The 19,338-nt window shown below is 36.6% G+C and carries 6 protein-coding genes; 5 read left to right on the top strand and 1 reads right to left on the bottom strand.

The features are described 5' to 3' along the window. Positions 1–62 precede the first annotated feature (62 nt). The 5 genes from glgX (at position 63) to CKV78_RS03935 (ending at position 18,033) form a co-directional block, all read left to right on the top strand. Positions 63–2,054 (top strand): glycogen debranching protein GlgX, encoded by a 1,992-nt coding sequence (glgX, locus tag CKV78_RS03955; protein ID WP_005762208.1) that lies wholly within the window; start codon positions 63–65, stop codon positions 2,052–2,054. A gap of 75 nt (positions 2,055–2,129) precedes the next feature. Further along, positions 2,130–3,437 carry a glucose-1-phosphate adenylyltransferase gene (glgC, locus tag CKV78_RS03950; RefSeq protein WP_032855150.1) on the top strand — a complete coding sequence of 436 codons (1,308 nt, stop codon included), beginning with the start codon at positions 2,130–2,132 and terminating at the stop codon, positions 3,435–3,437. Positions 3,438–3,515: 78 nt separating this feature from the next. After that, complete coding sequence (gene glgA / locus CKV78_RS03945) at positions 3,516–4,955, top strand: glycogen synthase GlgA (protein WP_005762205.1); 1,440 nt, start codon at positions 3,516–3,518, stop codon at positions 4,953–4,955. Positions 4,956–5,081: 126 nt separating this feature from the next. Then, positions 5,082–7,538 carry a glycogen/starch/alpha-glucan phosphorylase gene (locus CKV78_RS03940; protein WP_005762204.1) on the top strand — a complete coding sequence of 819 codons (2,457 nt, stop codon included), beginning with the start codon at positions 5,082–5,084 and terminating at the stop codon, positions 7,536–7,538. A 244-nt stretch (positions 7,539–7,782) separates the two neighbouring features. Next, the gene (locus CKV78_RS03935) at positions 7,783–18,033 is read left to right on the top strand and encodes a YadA-like family protein (RefSeq protein ID WP_005762203.1); all 10,251 of its coding nucleotides are present in this window, start codon (positions 7,783–7,785) and stop codon (positions 18,031–18,033) included. A 156-nt stretch (positions 18,034–18,189) separates the two neighbouring features. On the opposite strand, the gene CKV78_RS03930 is transcribed toward CKV78_RS03935, so the two are convergent. Beyond that, complete coding sequence (locus CKV78_RS03930; protein WP_005762202.1) at positions 18,190–19,221, bottom strand: ABC transporter substrate-binding protein; 1,032 nt, start codon at positions 19,219–19,221, stop codon at positions 18,190–18,192. Positions 19,222–19,338 lie beyond the last annotated feature (117 nt).

Genomic DNA, 19,338 nt, shown 5'->3' with positions numbered 1-19,338 from the left:
TGTATTGATGCACATCCCCCTTAAAACTTTATTTTGTTGTAATTAATTGAATTGTTGTAAATATGAACGTAATAAAAACAGGGAAGCCATATCCATTAGGCTGTTCAAAACAAATTGAAAATGGAATCGTTGGTTGTAATTTTGCACTTTTTTCAAGCGTAGCTGCAAAAGTTGAGTTGTGCCTTTTTGATTCAAAAGGAAATGAGAAGAAATTTGAATTAACTTCGAATGATGAGGGTGTTTGGCATATTTGGTTAAGTGATGTTCCAGTTGGAACAGAATATGGTTATCGAATTTTAGGAAAATCTGACCGCACTTTTGCGAATCCTAACAAACTAATGCTTGATCCTTATGCGAAAGCCGTTGTAGGTAAACCAGACTTAAGTACTGCAGAAAAACGTGCTTGGTTTGATTTATCTGATAACCGAGATAATGCACATCTTGCGCCGAAAGCTGTGGTTATCGATGAAGAATTTGATTGGCAACAAGATAAGCCTTTACATACACCTTGGTCACAAACGGTGATCTATGAAATGAATGTGAAAGGTTTGACTAAATTACGTGATGATCTGCCCGAGAACATTCGAGGTACTTATGCTGCGTTAGCTCACCCAACAATGATTGCTTATTTGCAAGATCTTGGTGTAACAGCAGTGGAGTTATTACCAGTTAATTACCAAATGGATGAGATTCATTTGCAGGAACTTGGTTTACAAAACTACTGGGGGTATAGCCCATTAGCGATGTTTGCTGTTGAGCCAAAGTATTGGTCAAAACAAGCCAATAGCACACCGTTAACTGAATTTAAAAATATGGTCAAAGCTTTGCACCAAGCTAGCATTGAAGTGATTTTAGATGTGGTATTCAATCATACCGTTGAATCTGAAAAACATTTCCCAACTTTGAGCCAAAGAGGCATAGATGATGCTGTTTATTATTGGCAAGATGAGAATGGATATTATCGTAATTGGACGGGCTGTGGCAATACTGTCAATTTATCGCATCCGATGACCCGCCGTTGGGTTATCGATTGTTTGCGATATTGGGTTGAGGAATGTCACGTTGATGGTTTCCGTTTTGATCTTGGTGCAGTACTTGGACGAGAAGGTGAAGGTGGTTTTAACAGACAGGCACAATTATTTGCCGATATGATTGCAGTACCAAGTTTACAAAAATGCAAATTAATCGCAGAACCTTGGGATATCGGTGATTTTGGTTATCACGTGGGTAATTTCCCTGATAATTTTGCTGAATGGAATGACCGTTTCCGTGATGATATGACTCGTTTCTGGTTATGGAAGAGTGGTGAAAATGGTGCATTTGCACAACGTTTTGCAGGCTCAAGTGATATTTTTAAACGTGGTGATCGTAAACCACATTGTACGGTGAATTACATTACTGCACACGATGGCTTCACCTTGCGTGATTTAGTGAGCTATAACGAAAAGCATAACTGGGCGAATGGAGAAGAAAATCGTGATGGTCGCAACCAAAACTATAGCTATAACCATGGTGTAGAAGGCATTGAGAATGTGCCAAGTGCGGTCGGAAATGCGAGATTTTTAAGCAGTGCTGGATTGTTGAGTAGCTTGCTGTTAGCCAATGGTACCCCGATGTTATTAGCGGGGGATGAATTTGGCAACTCACAATTGGGTAATAACAACGCCTATTGCCAAGATAATAAAACTGCATGGTTGAAGTGGGACGATTTTAATCAAAAACTCTTCGATTTAACCAAGCAAACGATTGCTTTAAGAAAACAAATTAAGAGTTTGCAAAAAGACGAGTGGTGGTCTGATGCAAATGTGCAATGGCTTAACCCGAAAGGTGAGCCAATGACAGTAGAAGATTGGCATAATCGAGACACTAAAGCCTTACAAATTCTATTAGATGATCAATGGTTGTTCTTGATGAATACCAAAGCAGAATTACAAACTTTTTTGTTACCAAAAGGTGATTGGGAAGTTGTGTATTGTGCAACAAACTTAAAGGCTCAAAGAAGTATTATTGAGCTAGAGGACGTCTCTTTTGGTGTGTTGCAAAAATTAAATTAAGCAGAAGTAATATGTAAACAATAAAAAGGGCTGTTGATATAGGGAGTGCAGCATTGCCCAATAATGGAGGTCATTATGAATAGTAGCATCGCTAAATTACCTAATAAATATGAGTTGGTTAAAGACACACTTGTGCTGATTCTTGCAGGGGGACGAGGCTCACGCTTGTATGAGTTAACAGATAAACGAGCTAAACCAGCACTGTATTTCGGGGGAAATCGTCGTATTATCGATTTTGCATTATCAAACTGTTTGAACTCGGGCTTAAACCGTATTGGTGTTGTGACACAATATGCTGCACATTCTTTATTACGTCACTTACAAAATGGTTGGTCTTTCTTACCCGCAGAGCGTGGTGAATTTATTGATATGCTACCAGCTCGTCAACAAATTGATGATTCGACATGGTATCGTGGTACTGCGGACGCTGTTTATCAAAATATGGCAATTATCCGTGATCATTATTGTCCGAAATATATCTTGATTTTGGCAGGCGATCATATTTATAAACAAGACTATAGCCAAATGTTATTAGACCATATCAATAGCGGTGCGAAATGTACTGTGGGTTGTATTGAAGTTGAGCGTGAAAAAGCTAGTGAATTCGGTGTAATGGCAGTGAATGAAAACTTGAAAGTGAAATCTTTCGTGGAAAAACCAAAAGATCCACCTGCAATGGTTGGTAAACCAAATACATCATTAGCCTCAATGGGTATTTATGTGTTTGATGCAGATTACCTTTATGATGTTTTAGAACGTGAAGTGACTTCACCTTATACTTCCCACGACTTTGGTAAAGATGTATTACCAAAAGCACTAGAAGAAGGCGTATTATACGCACATCCATTCAGCCGTTCTTGCATGGGGCGTAATACCGAAGGTGAAATTTATTGGCGTGATGTCGGGACATTAGATAGCTTCTGGCAGTCAAATATTGATTTAGTTTGCGAAAATCCACAATTAGATATTTATGACCAAACTTGGCCAATCCGCGGAAATCCTGTGCAAACTTATCCATCAAAATTCTTCTATAAAAAAGAAAATGTACGTCCAGTGGATAATTCATTGATTTCTGGTGGCTGTGTTATTACAGATGCCTCAATTAGTAATTCTGTATTATTTGATCGTATCAAGATCAATGAAGGTTCTGAAATTGAGCATTGTGTTGTATTACCACAAGTGACTATCGGTAAAAACTGTAAATTAAAACGTTGTATTATCGATCGCCATTCTGTTATTCCTGATGGTATGGAAATTGGTGTAAATCTTGAATTAGATCGCCAACGTTTCAGAGTAAGCTCTGGTGGAGTGGTGCTTGTGACTCCTTCAATGTTAAAGAAATTGAATGGTGAAAAAATTGTTTCAGAAGCACATCTTGATTAATCAGCGATAAACTTAGGAGAAAATACGGTGAGACGTTATACCGTATTTTCTTTTGTAATTGATTTAAAGGGATAAAAAATGAAAGTATTACATGTTTGCTCGGAGTTATATCCTTTATTAAAAACTGGTGGACTTGCGGATGTAATGGGGGCATTGCCTTTTGCGCAAAAAGAAATTGGGATTGATGCACGTATCGTATTACCAGCCTATCCTGCTATTGTCGCCGGGATTCCTCATACCTCTGTTGTGAGTGAGTTTGATAATTTTGCAGGGCATATTCTATTACGCTACGGTGAGTATAAAGGTGTTGGTGTTTACCTAATTGATGCTCCACATTTATATCAACGTGAGGGTAATCCTTATCATGACCAGTGGTATAACGATTATGGCGATAATTATAAACGTTTTGCATTATTAGCTTGGGTTGCAGCAGAACTTACAACTGGTCTAGATAGTTGGTGGAGAGCTGAAGTTGTACACGCACATGATTGGCATGCGGGTTTAACCAGTGCCTATTTATTCAATAAAGGTCGCCCAGCAAAATCTATTTTTACTATTCATAACTTAGCTTATCAAGGGCAATTTGCATATCATCATTTGTTTGAAATCGGTTTGCCATCAGGAATGTTCCATATTGATGGTTTAGAACTTCATGGACAAATTTCATATTTGAAAGCAGGTTTATATTATTCTGATGCTGTAACAGCTGTTAGCCCAACTTATGCGAAAGAAATTACGACGCCTGAATTTGCTTATGGACTACAAGGTTTATTAACTACATTAGATTTACAAGGTAAATTAGTCGGTATTTTGAATGGAGTAGATGAGCAAATCTGGCATCCAAATAATGATGATTATATTGAGCATCACTACAAATTGAAGTCAATGACAGGTAAGCGTAAAAATAAAAACGAGTTACAAGCATACTTTAACTTACCACAAGAGCCAGAAACTTTATTATTTGTGATGGTGACTCGTTTAACAGAACAAAAAGGTGTGGACTTATTAATTGATAGTGCTGATGAAATTGTGAAGCAGGGCGGTCAATTAGCGATTCTAGGTTCTGGATCTCCACACTTAGAAGCGGGTATTCAGCACCTAGCACAGCAATATCCTCAAAATATTGCAGTAAAGATTGGTTATGATGAGGCCTTATCACATCTAATGATTGCCGGTGGTGATGTGATTTTAGTCCCAAGCCGTTTTGAGCCTTGTGGATTAACACAATTATATGGCTTGAAATATGGCACCTTACCATTAGTACGTTCAACAGGTGGATTAGCCGATACAGTGGTTAACTCGAATGCAGAAAATATCAAAAATCATACTGCAACTGGCTTTGTTTTTGAGCAGGCAACTAGTGAAGCATTACGCCAAGCAATCGCAAATACCTTTACTTTATGGCAAAAACAACGTTTATGGTTTGCTGTAAGGTGTACTGCTATGGAAAAAGATTTTAGCTGGCGCAACGCTGCAATGGGATATAAAGAGTTATATCAGCGTATTTTATCAATTTAATACATGTTGACACAAATTGTGTGAATTGGATTTTTTGAGATTTTTTAATAAAAATCTGTTGCATTTTTAGTCAAAAATGACTAAATTGCACCGTTTTTAAAAATAACTAGGAGTGTAAAAATAATTATGATTATGGATAACTTTGATTCTCCTTTTCTCTATAATCGCCCAGAAATTACTGTCGATTCTTTGAAAAAAAGTATTGTTTCAAAATTGATCTTCTCTATAGGTCGTTCACCAAAAGAAGCAAGCCAACGTGATTGGTTAAATGCAACATTGTATGCTGTTCGTGATTTTGTGACTGAAGGTTGGATCACCACGGCTCGTCAAGCAAGAAATGAAGAAACACGTCGAGTCTATTACCTTTCAATGGAGTTTTTGATTGGTCGAACCCTTTCTAATGCAATGCTTGCAGAAGGTGTTTACGATGTAGCAAAAGAAGCACTTGCTGAATTAAATGTTAATTTGGAAGATGTGCTTGAGAAAGAAGTCGATCCAGGTTTAGGTAATGGTGGTTTAGGTCGTTTAGCTGCGTGCTTTATGGACTCTATTGCAACACTTGCGTTACCAGGTGTGGGATACGGCATCCGTTATGAATATGGTATGTTCAAGCAAGAAATTGAAGATGGTCACCAAGTTGAAACTCCAGACGCATGGTTAGATAAAGGTGCACCTTGGGAATTTATTCGTCCTTCTAAACGCCACACAATCCGTTTTGGTGGAGGTATCCATTTTGAAGGTAAAAAATGTATTTGGACAAGTAAAGAAGAAGTCGTAGCTTTAGCATATGACCAAATGATCCCAGGTTATGCAAATGATTCTGCGGCAACACTGCGTTTATGGGGTGCCTATGCAGGTGATCGTTTTGATCTTGCTGACTTCAACAAAGGGGATTATTTTGCAGCTGTCCAAGACCGCACTTTAAGTAAAAATATCTCACGTGTTTTATATCCTGATGATTCTACTTGGAGTGGACGTGAGTTACGTTTACGCCAAGAGTATTTCTTAGTTTCAGCATCATTACAAGATATTATTTATCGCCATAAACGTATTCATAACACAATGGAAAACTTTGCTGATAAAGTGGCTATCCACTTAAACGATACACACCCAGCATTAGCAATTCCAGAATTGATGGTAATTTTAATTGATGAAGAAGGTTTCGAGTGGAAAAAAGCATGGGATATTACTCGTCGTGTATTCTCATATACTTGCCATACATTAATGTCCGAAGCATTAGAAACCTGGCCAGTAGAAATGATGGCACATATTTTACCGCGCCATTTACAAATGATCTTCGAAATCAATGACTACTTCTTAGAATATGTCCGTACTTATGTGACAACAGATGCTGACTTTATTCGTCGAGTATCATTAATTGAAGAAGGTGATCATCGTAAAGTACGTATGGGATGGTTATCTGTGGTTGGTTCAAACAAAGTCAATGGTGTAGCAGCAATCCATTCTGATTTAATGGTAACGTCAACATTTGCTGATTTTGCACGTATTTACCCGGAACGTTTTACTAACGTAACAAATGGTATTACACCACGTCGTTGGATTGGGGTTGCAAATCCAGAATTATCTGCTTTATTTGATAAATATATTGGTAAAGAATGGCGTCGAGATTTAAGTCAATTAACCTTGTTAAAAGATAAAGTACAAGATCCTGAACTGAAAAAAGCAGTTGCACAAATTAAGTACAACAACAAAGTTAAATTAGCGAACTACATTAAAAATGAATTAGGTATTGAAGTAAGTCCAAACGCATTATTTGATGTACAAGTAAAACGTATTCACGAATATAAACGTCAAATCTTAAATGTATTGCATATTATTGCACGTTACAATGCAATGATTGAAAATCCAGAAAAAGATTGGGTACCACGTGTATTCATTTTGGCGGGTAAAGCAGCATCAGCCTATTATGCGGCTAAACAAACAATCAACTTAATTAATGATGTGGCAAATATCATTAATAATGATGAACGTTTACAAGGTCGTTTAAAACTTGTCTTTATTCCAAACTACAGTGTAAGTTTAGCGGAATTAATTATTCCAGCGGCAGATATTTCAGAACAGATTTCATTAGCAGGTACGGAAGCATCTGGTACAAGTAATATGAAATTTGCATTAAATGGTGCGCTCACAATTGGTACATTAGATGGTGCAAATGTTGAAATTCTAGATAATGTAGGCAAAGAGCACATCTTCATTTTTGGTAATACAGTCGAACAAGTGGAAGAATTACGCCGTAATGGATATCGTCCATTTGATTATTATCAAAATGATGAAAAGTTACGTAAAGTTGTTGATCAAATTATTTCTGGTCGTTTCTCACCAACAGACTCAAATCGCTATCACCAATTATTACAATCATTGCAATATCACGATTATTATCAAGCATTTGCGGACTTCCGTAGTTATGTGGATATGCAACAAGAAGTTGATAGAAAATATCAAAATCAAGAAGCTTGGCTTGACAGTACATTGCAAAATATTGTAAATATGAGTTATTTTTCGTCAGATCGTACAATTTTAGAGTACGCAGAAAAAATTTGGAAAATTAAGCCCGTAAAATAAGGCTAAAATTATCCAAAAGAGTGTAAAGTGCGGTTAAAAAACCCGTTATTTAGCAAATGCACAAAATAATTACTGACCTAAGCTAAACATTAATTTTCTAACAATATTTAGCAGGTTCAGTAATTATTTTATATCAGCCCTGATGTATTACTTAGTAAAACTTCAGCTCTGTATAGCCGCTATATCTGATACCCGCATCTCAGTAAAAAACCGAGTAAATATTACTACTTAAGTAAGGAATTTTATGAATAATATTTTTAAAACCATCTGGAATAAATCAACACAATCTTGGGTTGCGGTATCAGAACTAGCTCGTGGGTATGTGAAATCGTCGAGCGCTAAAAAAGTGAGTCTTGAAAAAAATAGATTATCTAAGTTTTCTTTAAGTGCTACGGTTATAACTTTAAGTATAATATCTCTTCAAACAATAGCTGCAGAGGTTAAGCTAGAAGTTAGCAACTTAAATATATTTACTAAGGGGGCTGGTTATGTTGCTAATGTACATGGAGGAAATCAAAAAATAGCTATTGGTAAAAACGCTCAAGCTGGTATCTCAGGTCGAAATACTAACCAGTCCATAGCGATTGGCTCTGGCAATGGTGCTAATGACGGAGCTTGGGCTAAAGGAGATCAATCTATTGCTATAGGTGGTAATACTATTGCTGAGGGGGATTCATCTATAGCTATAGGGGGAGATGATCTGAAAGAGGCTGCGAAGAAACAGACTAATTATATTGATAATTTAGGTAATTCTAAAAGCGGCTCTATTCAAAATGCATATAAAGATTTAACTGGGCAGGATTTAGATTTAAGTTATATAAATACTAAAAGCCAAACTTTAGCAGTAGCAATTGGGGTAAAAGCTAATGCACAAGATTTATCATTGGCTTTAGGTACAAATTCCAAGGCAGGAGCAACTAACACTGTTGCTATAGGCTCTGGGGCTACAGCTACATTAGCAAACTCAATCGCTATTGGGGGGGGAGCAATAGCTGATGGAAGTAATAAAGGAACGAAACAGAGTAATGTGTCAATAGGCAAGACTAATTTTACTTGGGCTGGTGGTGAGCAAGTTTTAGATGGTGATATTGTTTCTTTTGGGGGGAAAGGTGCAGAGCGTCAATTAAAAAATATTGCACCAGGTAAAGTTTCTGCAGACTCAACGGATGCTGTTAATGGCTCACAGCTATACAGTATTGCGAAAATTCTTACAGAGCGTTCAGAAAGAAATATATATGCACATGTTAACACTGGGGACAATAAGCAAGGTGCCGGTAATGCGACAACAAATGAAGGTCAAGTAGATGAAAAAGGCGGTGCTATTAAAACAGGAGCTGCCACTTTCGGTCTCAATGCGACAGCTTCTGCAGAGCATGCCGTTGCGATAGGTACAGGCGCTAATGCAACTCATCAGAACTCCGTTGCATTAGGACAAGGTGCAAAAACTAGCGATGTAAATACCAATGACACAATGATTAATTTCAAAAATGCTAGTTATGGCAATGTGACACCAAATCCTACAGGAACCCCAACTACAGCTAATGGCTCAATTTCTTTTGGTTCACAGGGCAAAGAACGCCAATTACATAATGTAGCTGCGGGACGAATTACAGCTACTTCAACAGATGCTATCAACGGTAGCCAACTTTATCATGTTGCAAAAAATCTTGGGTTTAATATTTATCAAGGAAATACTCCCAAATCACGAATTAATAATGATAGTGTTGTGAAATTTGTTGACGGAACCTATACCACTGCTGTGGTGACTTCTCAGAATGGAAATGCGACAGTTAAATTTGATGTGAATGTTACTGCGATTTCAGATGCATCTACTAAAACAGCTCAAGATTATACTGTACTACAAGGTAATGGGTTAGCGAAAACATCAGAAGTTGTGACAGCAATTAATAATTCTGGTTTTATTCTCAAATCAAGCGCTAATGTAACTGGTCATGCTGTTACTAATGGGGATTCAGTAACTATTAATAAAGGGAAAAATATTGAGATTGAACAATCAGGTTCAAATATTACTATTAAGACTGTAGATAGCCCAAATTTTACTTCTGTCACAGCCACAGACTCTATAGGCGTTACTAGCGGACCAACTATTAATGCTAGTGGTATCGAGATGATGAATAAGAAACTCACTGGCTTGGAGGCAGGAAGTGCACCTAATGACGCTGTAAATATGGGGCAATTGAATCAAGTAAAACAAACGGCAGAAACTGCTAAGAATACTGCAGATGTAGCTAAGAATACTGCAGATGTAGCTAAGAATACTGCAGATGTAGCTAAGGATACTGCGGATGTAGCTAAGGATACTGCGGATGTAGCTAAAGATACTGCAGATGCAGCTAAGAATACTGCAGATGCAGCTAAGAATACTGCAGATGTAGCTAAGGATACTGCAGATGTAGCTAAGGATACTGCGGATGCAGCTAAGAATACTGCAGATACAGCTAAGAATACAGCCGATGAGGCTAAGGTCTTGACTGAAAAAAACGCAAATAAGATTAACTCATTGAATAATAAGGTTGATCAGGGATTCACCTTAAAAGCTGCTCAATCAGGTTCAGGAGTCGCAAATGATAATAATGCAGCAGATAATAAATTCTCCTTGGGAGAAACTTTAACGTTGACTGCTGGCGATAATGTAGATATTACTCGCACAAGCTCAAACTTCACAATTGCTATATCAAAAACACCAACTTTTACATCTGTTGACATTAATAATGGTCCAACTATTAATACTGATGGTATTAATATGAAAGATAAAAAAATTACAGGATTAAAGAATGGTGATTCAGATACTGATGCAGTAAATTTATCTCAACTCAATACGACCAAAGCAATAGCAGACGCTGCAAAAGATAAAGCTGATCAAAATTCCCAAGTAATTGATGCTAATAAAGCAAACATTACAACACTTCAGGCAGGTTGGACAATTGAGAATAGTGATGCCTCTGTATCGAAAGCAATTAAGGCAAATAATAAAGTCAAGTTTGAGAATAGCAATAATGTGAATGCGACGGTAACAAATACTACTGATGGTGCTATACTTAGTTTTATAGCAAGAACAGCAGATATTACAACAAATACTGCTGGTGATATTGTTCTGCCTACTGATGAGCATGCATTAGCTAAAGCTAAAAATGTTGCTGAGTCGATCAATAATTCAGGTTTTATTATTGAAAAACAAGCTAGCAGTCAATCCATACCTTCACAAGTTGCAAAAGTTAAAAATAACCATAAAGTCAACTTTAAAGAGGGTAATTATACAACGGTATCGGTAGATCATAAGGATACTGATAACAGAACAAATGTAACTTTTGACGTTGTTATTCAAGATATTGAAAATAATGCAACATCAGGTTTAGCCAATGCAAAACCATTAAATCAGCCAAATAAAAAAGGTATTACAACAGCAGAAAGTGTAGCAAACGCTATTAATAATGCGGTATCTAAATCTGGTTTCATGCTCAATATAAATGATGAAGCCAATAATGTGGGAGAGAAAATTACGCCTAGCTCTGTCGTCAAAATTAAGCAAGGAGACAATATTCTCGTTACTCGTAATAATAGCACTGTAACCATTAAGACAGTAGACACTCCAACTTTTAAAGATTTATCTTTGAAATCAAATACTAATTCTACTCCAATTAAATTAACATCCAATGATGGCAATGCATTGACACTTGGTGGTGGAAAGTCTGGCTCTGATCCTATCAAATTAACAAATATTGCTGATGCCGCTATTTCTGACTCTTCTAAAGATGCTGTTACAGGTAAACAGCTGAATGACTTAGCGAAAAAACTGGGACTCACTCCAACTGATACAAGTTTTGGCAGTCCTAATTTTACTCCAATTAAAGGTAAAGAGGGTAATGATGGAGCAATTCCAACTTCTTTCAAGGATGCACTAGATAAAATCACATCAGGTTTAAATCAAGGTTTAACTTTTGGAGGAGATCAAGGTACTTCTGCTACTCAATATTTAGGGTCAATCTATAATGTAAAAGCCACAACATCAACTATTTCTGATAATGGCAAAAATTTTGTTGGTAATAATTTAAAAACATATTATTCAAAAGATAATTCGGGTAACGGTCTTTTATCTATTGGTTTATCTGAAAATCCAGAGTTTAAGAGTGTAGTGTTTAAAAATGGTAGTGACCAAGTTACTGTTACTCCTACAGCAGATGGATTGAGATTTGGTAAAAATGTAAATACTGGTGCAGATGACAGTGTTAAATTAACGAATTTAGCAGAAGGTAATGTTTCCTCTACTAGTAAAGAAGCCGTAACTGGTAAACAACTTCATGCAACTAATGAAAGAATCAGGACTCTTGAAGGCGGTTGGCAAATTGCAGGGGACTCATTAACGAAAGTTGAAGATATTAAAGCTGGCACAAATAAAGTTAATTTTGTTAATAGTACTAATATTGAATCTAGTGTAACTAAAGCAAATGGTGGCGCGAATGTCAGTTTTACTGTTAAAACTACAGATATTTCTGTGGATACTACAACGGGAGCTGTTACTGAAGTTAATGATACTAACAAATTAGTCACAGCTAAAAATGTATCTCAAGCATTAAAAAATGTAGGCTGGATTGCGACAGCTTCTGCTGATAATGGTGGAATTTTAGAAGGAAGTGCTTCTAATGAAAAAGTAAGTTCAGGTAATACAGTTACCTTTAAAGCAGGTAAAAATCTGAAAATAAAGCAAGCTGGTAAAGAATTTACTTATTCTACACTTGATGAGGTCAATTTCACAAAGGTGACAGCGACTAATTCTATTGGGATTGAAAATGGTCCAGCACTAAGTACAACTGGGCTTGATATGAGTAATAAAAATATTTCAGGTTTGGCTGATGGTGAAATTACCACTGATTCTAAAGAGGCAATTACAGGTGCTCAATTAAAAGATTTAGCTGATAAATTGGGTATTACTCCAAATGGTAAAAATTTTACTAGCCCAACTTTTAATCCAATTAAAGATAAAGATGGTAATAATGGAACTACTCCAACTTCTTTCAAAGATGCTTTAGATAAACTTACGGAAGGAATTAATAAGGGATTCACTTTCGGTGGAGATACTGGCTCTGCTACTCAATATTTAGGCTCAAGGTATAATGTCAAAGCAGCCGTATCAACTATTTCTGCTAATGGTAACACTTTTATTGGTAAAAACTTAAAAACAGAATATACCAATCAAAGTGGCGATGGTCTCTTATCTATAGGTTTATCTGAAACGCCAGACTTTAAATCAATTACATTATCTGATGGGACAAATAATTATCTTACTTTAGAAAAAGATCCTAATGACAATAGCGGTAAAATCACAGGCTTAACTAATCGAGACGCTACTAAAAATACAGATTATGGTACAAATAGTAATGCAGGTCGTGCTGCGACTGAAGGTGCGGTAAAAGAATTATCGGATCGTGTAAAACAATCAGATAATACATCCCCATTTAATTACGTTGATAACAACGGGAATCAATTAACAAAAGCAAAAGATGGGAATTTTTACCCTAAAGACTCAGTTGAGCCTGATGGTAGTGTTAAAAAAGGGGAAGAATCTAAAAAAGTAGAACCTCAAAATGTTGTAGTAAAAATAAAAGATGCTACTCCAATGCCAATTACCAACGTAAGAAGTGGATTAGGGCTTGATGGTAAATCAGATAATAATGATGCAGTAGGTACACCTAGTAAGCCTAAGGCAATTGGTGTAGATAAAGCAAAAAGCGTAATCACAAATTTATTAACTACAGACGGTGCTAATTTAAATAAAGTCGCTACTGTTGGTGACTTACAAGCGCTTGCTCAAGCTGGTTTAGATTTTTCTGGAAATGTCGGAACAGATGTTCATCGTCCATTAGGTTCAAAACTAGAGATTTTGGGGAAAGATGGTGTTACCAGTGTAACAGGATATAGCTCTGATAATCTTGTTACAGAGACTGCAAACAATAAGCTTTATATCAAATTCAAAGAGAAACCTGAGTTTAAAGGTATTACTGTGAAAGAAGGTGACGATAAACCTCAAATTGAATTAAATTCGACTGATGGGCTTGTCGTTAAATCAAACAGTACTGATTCAACCCCAGTGAAAATTAATGGCTCAGGCATTGATGTAGGTGAAGGAAAAATCAGTAATCTTAAAGATGCAAATATTGCTAATGATTCTAAAGATGCAGTTACAGGTAAGCAACTTAAAGATTTGGCAGATAAGCTAGGTGTAAGTGTTGATACAACTAATAATACGTTTGCGGAACCTATATTTAATGAAAAAATTAAAGATGCAAATGGTACAGATACAAATGTAGTTAAGCCTACAACATTCAAAGGTGCGATAGATAATATTGTTAGCGCATTAAATCGTGGTTTAAGTTTTATTGGCGATATTGGCGATGGTACTCAGTATTTAGGATCAAAATTTGCAGTAAAAGCTACAACTGACGCTATTGTTGATAACACTAAAAATTTTGTGGGGAAAAACTTAAAAACAAAATATAGCATCACAGATGGCAATGGTACGTTATCTATAGGTCTATCTGAAACGCCCGATTTTAAATCTATCACATTAACTGATGGCGCAAATGCTACTCCTTATCTTACTTTAGGAAAAGATGATGCAGGTAATAGAGGTAAAATTACTGGCTTAACTAATAGAACAACAGATTCTAATGATTATGGTACTGGTGATAACGTTGGTAGAGCAGCAACTGAAGGTGCGGTGAAAAAACTATCTGATACAGTTAATTTGAATAATGATAGTTCACCAATGACATATGCGGATGCCATAAGTGGTGAGAAACTAGTCAAAGGAAAAGATGACAAGTTTTATAAACCAGCAGATCTTGAGGGAGCAACTTATGATCCTAATAGTAAGATTTATACTAAAAACGGTAGGCCCGTAACTTCTGTGACAGATGTCGTAGTTAAAAGTAAGGATTTAAAACCAATGACCAATGTGGCAAGTGGTTTAAATCCAGACAAAATAGGTAAAGTAACCGATCAGACAGTCTATGAGCCAAATAAAGGTATTAAGCCAGAGGCTGCCATTAATTTGATTTCTGGAGCAGATGGATTGTTAACAATTACTGATGCAGGGAAACTCAATAAAGTCGCGACTATTGGTGATTTACAAGCAGCAGCTCAAGCTGGTTTAAATTTCAAAGCTAACAAAGGTACAGATATTCATCGCTCATTAGGTTCAACTTTAAGTATTTTAGGTAAAGAAGGTGTGTCAGATGCTGATATTGAAAGTAAATACAGTACTGAAAATGTCGTTACTGAAATTAAAGACGATAAGCTTTATGTGAAAATTAAGGATATACCAAAGTTAAAAGGATTGGAGCTGAATTCTGGTGAAGCAGATGCTAAGTCTATTAGTATGACGCCAGATAAAGATGGCACAAAGCTTAAACTATCTACGAGCACGGCAGGAAAAGATTCTGTCACTTTAGATGGTATTGCTGATGGGAATATTGCTGATGGTTCTAAGGAAGCAGTAACAGGTAACCAGCTCAAGGATTTAGCAAAAAATCTAGGTGTTGGTATTAATCCGGATGGAAAAAACTTTATCAATCCTACTTTTGCTTCAATTAAAGCTGCTAATGGTACAGAATCCACAGCACCAACTACGCTAAAAGGTGCGATTGATAATACTATCGAGGCCGTAAATCGTGGTTTAGGATTTGCAGGTGATGAGGGGAATGGAAATCAGAATTTAGGTTCAACTTTTAATGTTAAATCCACTGAAACAGTTATTACAAAGGATAATAAGAATTTTGTAGGTAAAAACATCACTACAAGATATGTAAAAGATGATGCTACTGGTAATGGAACTTTATCTATTGGTATCTCTGAAAGACCAGACTTTAAAGAAATCACCCTGAGCAAGGATGGTGACTCAAAACCATTCTTAACAATTGGTGAAGATACAGACAATACAGATAAGCCAACTACAGGTAAAATTACAGGATTAACCGCAAGAGATCTAAGCTCTAATGGTTATGGTGTCGGTGATAATGTTGGTCGTGCAGCAACTGAAGGTGCTGTGAAAGATTTGTATGACAAAGTGAAGTCTAATGAAGGAAGTTCTCCGTTCGAATATAGAGATGAAGCTGGCAATAAATTAGTTAAAGTCGGTGATAAGTATTATTCAGAAAAAGATCTAGCTGGTAAACATATTGTTGATGGAAAAATTTTTAATGATCCAGTTGTGAAAAAAGACGATAAATATTATGTTGCTGGTCCTGATGGCAAACCAAAATTAGGTACTGATGGTCAACCGATAATGACTGAAGCTACTACAGCGACTATAAAAGATAAAGCTCCAGCAACAGCCAGCAATAAGCAACTTACAGATATTTCAAATGTAAGAAGTGGTTTAGGCCTTGATGGGAAATCAGAAACTAACTCAGTAGACGGTTCTCCGGCAGAGCCAAAAGCAATTAGCGTAGAAAAAGCTAAAGAGGTAATTGCTGGTAAAGATGGTAAATCAGGGTTATTAACTACAGAGGGTGCACCTTTAAATAAAGTTGCAACAATTGGTGATTTACAAGCCGTTGCAAAAGCAGGATTAACGTTTAAAGGTAATAATACTGATGCTGAAGTACATCGTCCTCTTGGTACTACATTAGATATTAAAGGAGAAGCAAGAGAATCTACTGGAACTTCAGGTAAAAATGTTTATGTTGAAGCAAATGCAAATGATAATTCTCTAACGGTGAAAATCAAAGAAACACCTGAATTTAAAGGTTTGGAATTAAAAGATGGAAATACTAATGCAATCAAGTTTACGCCTTCTGATGTAGCTAACAAGGATAATCCTGCTCAAAAAGAACCTGTATTAACATTAAGTTCAGGAATTGGAGCAGATAACAAACCAGGAACTGTGAAATTATCTGGCATTTCAAATGGTGATATTTCGCCAACCAGTAAAGATGCAGTTAATGGTAGCCAAGTGTTTGCATTGAGTCGTGGAGAAATTCCAAAAATTGAAGATAAACAGATCATAATTACTCAACCTGATGGTTCTACAACAGTAATTGATGCTAAAAATGTGATTGTTGATGACAAAGGTAATCCTCTATTAAAAACATATAATGTTGAAGGGCAAGGAGAGCATATTGAGAATTCGGTCATTAGTGCGATTAGAAATATGAATACTGAAGGTATCAAATTCTTCCATACCAATGATGGTCGTAAGAAAAAGGAAAGACCACAAGAGCAAGGCTTGAATGAACAAGACTCAAGTGCCGGTGGTGAGTACGCAACAGCAGTTGGTTATCGTGCTAATGCAGCAGGTATGAATGGTATTGCATTTGGTTCAGATGCTGTGGCAGGTAAGATTCTTGAAGAAAAAGAAGTAACTATTACTGAACGTGTAAATGGTAAAGATGTAGTAACTAAACGTAAAGTTCGTGTTGTTGAGGGCGTTAAAAATGCAATTGCAATTGGTGCAGGTGCTCGTGCTTCAAACGACAACACAATTTCAATTGGATCAGGTAATGAGGTAAATGGTAAGAACTCTGGTGCAATTGGTGATCCAAGTTATATCAATGCAGATAATGCTTATGCTATCGGTAATAACAACAAGATTGAAACAACCAGTGAGAAAACATTCGTACTGGGTAACAATGTTACAGTAACGACAGCTCGTTCCGTGTTCTTAGGTGATGCTGTTGGTTATGTGGCTGCTGATAATAAAGCGGGTACAACTAAAGGTAATGCAGAATACTCTGAACAAAAAATCGGTGAGACCACTTATAAATACGCTGGTGGTAAAGCGAATGAAGTTGTCGGCGTTGTAAGTGTGGGTAATGTAAAACAAGATGGAGCGATGGAAACTCGTCGTATTCAAAATGTTGCACCAGGTTTAATCAGCGATAAGAGTACGGATGCAATCAATGGAAGCCAGTTGTATGCTGTAATGGATTCTGGTTGGAATTTGAAAGCTGAAGAAGTTGACGGTACCTCAGGAAAAGTGACAAAAGGTAAAGCGGATACAACGAAAGTGAGTATCGGTAAAACAGTCAAAGTTCGTGCAGGTAACAACGTTGAGATTGCTCATAATAAAGATGAATCAATTGATATCTCAACCTCAATGGCACCAACATTTAATTCATTAAATGTGAATCCAGGTGGCACAGTGAATATGGGCGGAAACCGTGTTCAGAATGTGGGTAACGCAGTGGAAGCTGGTGATGCGGTCAATTATGGTCAATTCAAAGCTGAAATGGGCAAACTTGACTCACGCTTACAAGCAGGTATTGCAGGTGCTGTGGCATCGGGCACTTTAGTTCAGGCTTTCAACCCGAATGAGAGTTTAGTCGCTGTTGGTGCGGGTACTTATCGTGGTAAGTCAGCGGTTGCGTTGGGTTATTCTCGAGTGTCTGATAACGGTAAGATCATCATTAAAGTGACTGGAAGTACAAATACTTATGGTGATGTGACTGGTGGTGCAAGTGTGGGCTATAAGTTCTAATCACTGAACGATAAGATAATAATTAAAAGTAGGAATGAGGTCGCTTATTCCTACTTTTTTATTGCATATAATTAGTGTATTAAAAAATATAAAATTTTGACCGCACTTTAGGTATAAAAAATCCACTTTGTAGAAAGTGGATTTTTGTTTGAAGGCTTATTTGGATAATTTGATTTTTTCAATCCAATGAGAGAGGATTTTTTTCGCCTGTTCACTTGAACCGAATCTCTCGAAATCAAAGTCAATGAGGTTTAATTGGTTTGGTTTAACAGCATCAGGCAAGATCTCAGTATATTTATTAGTTGGTATTTGATAAGGTGCTTTACGCATCCAATTAAGCTCTTGACCTTCTTTACTTAATGCCCAATCCATAAATATTTTTGCGTTTTCAAGGTTGCGTGCACCTTTAATAATGCTAATGCCTCCAAGAGTATAGCTATCACCCTCACATACTGAAACTGACTGAATAGGTGCACCTTTAGCTTTTTCGGCTTCGAAAGTATGTAAAAAACCAATGCTAACACTGCTGTCACCGCGTGCTAAATTACTAGTGACAATACCACTTTTTACATAATGTGAAATATTTCTGTCTAATTGTTTTAAAAATGAAAAGGCTTTTTCCTCTCCCCACATTTGAATCAGCGTTGCTAGAAATGAATAACCGGTGCCTGAGCTTTGTGGATCAGGTAATTGCACTTCACCTTTAAAGCGAGGATCAAGTAAGTCACTCCAACATTTTGGGTGTTCTAAGCCAAGTTGTTTCAACTTGTGGGTATTAATCCCTAAACCTAAAACTAGCATATAGCCAAAAGACGTGTAATCACCATATTTTTCGACTAAATGTTTAAACTGTGGTAAGACTTCTGATTGTTTAGGGGAGCGATATTTTTCTAATAACCCTAAATCTCGCGCTTGTAAATGTGGATCAATGGTGCCCCCATACCAAATATCAGCTTGAGGTTTATCCTTTTCTGCTTTGATTTTACCTAGTGTCACACCAGTGCTACTACGTACAAATTTTGCATTGATATTGTGTTGTGTAGAGAAACGCTGTACAACTTCTTCACACGCTTCATTTTGTAATGTGCAGTAAATAGTGAGATTGTTTTCAGCGTAAAGAGGGTGAGATAAGAAAAATGTTGATGTGAGTGAAATTGCTTTGAATAAATGTGATTTCATTTTGCTCATTTACTATTCCATTAGTGATAAAAAACAACCTGCTTTTTTCAAAAAAGCAGCATATCTTAGCAAATAACATTATTTATTTCCATTTAAAATCAATGGGATAGTAAATTTTTTGACCAG

The organism is Pasteurella dagmatis, assembly GCF_900186835.1.
Taxonomy (GTDB): domain Bacteria; phylum Pseudomonadota; class Gammaproteobacteria; order Enterobacterales; family Pasteurellaceae; genus Pasteurella; species Pasteurella dagmatis.
Note: the sequence above shows the minus strand (reverse complement) of the source record. Positions and strands in the feature narration are given on the sequence as shown.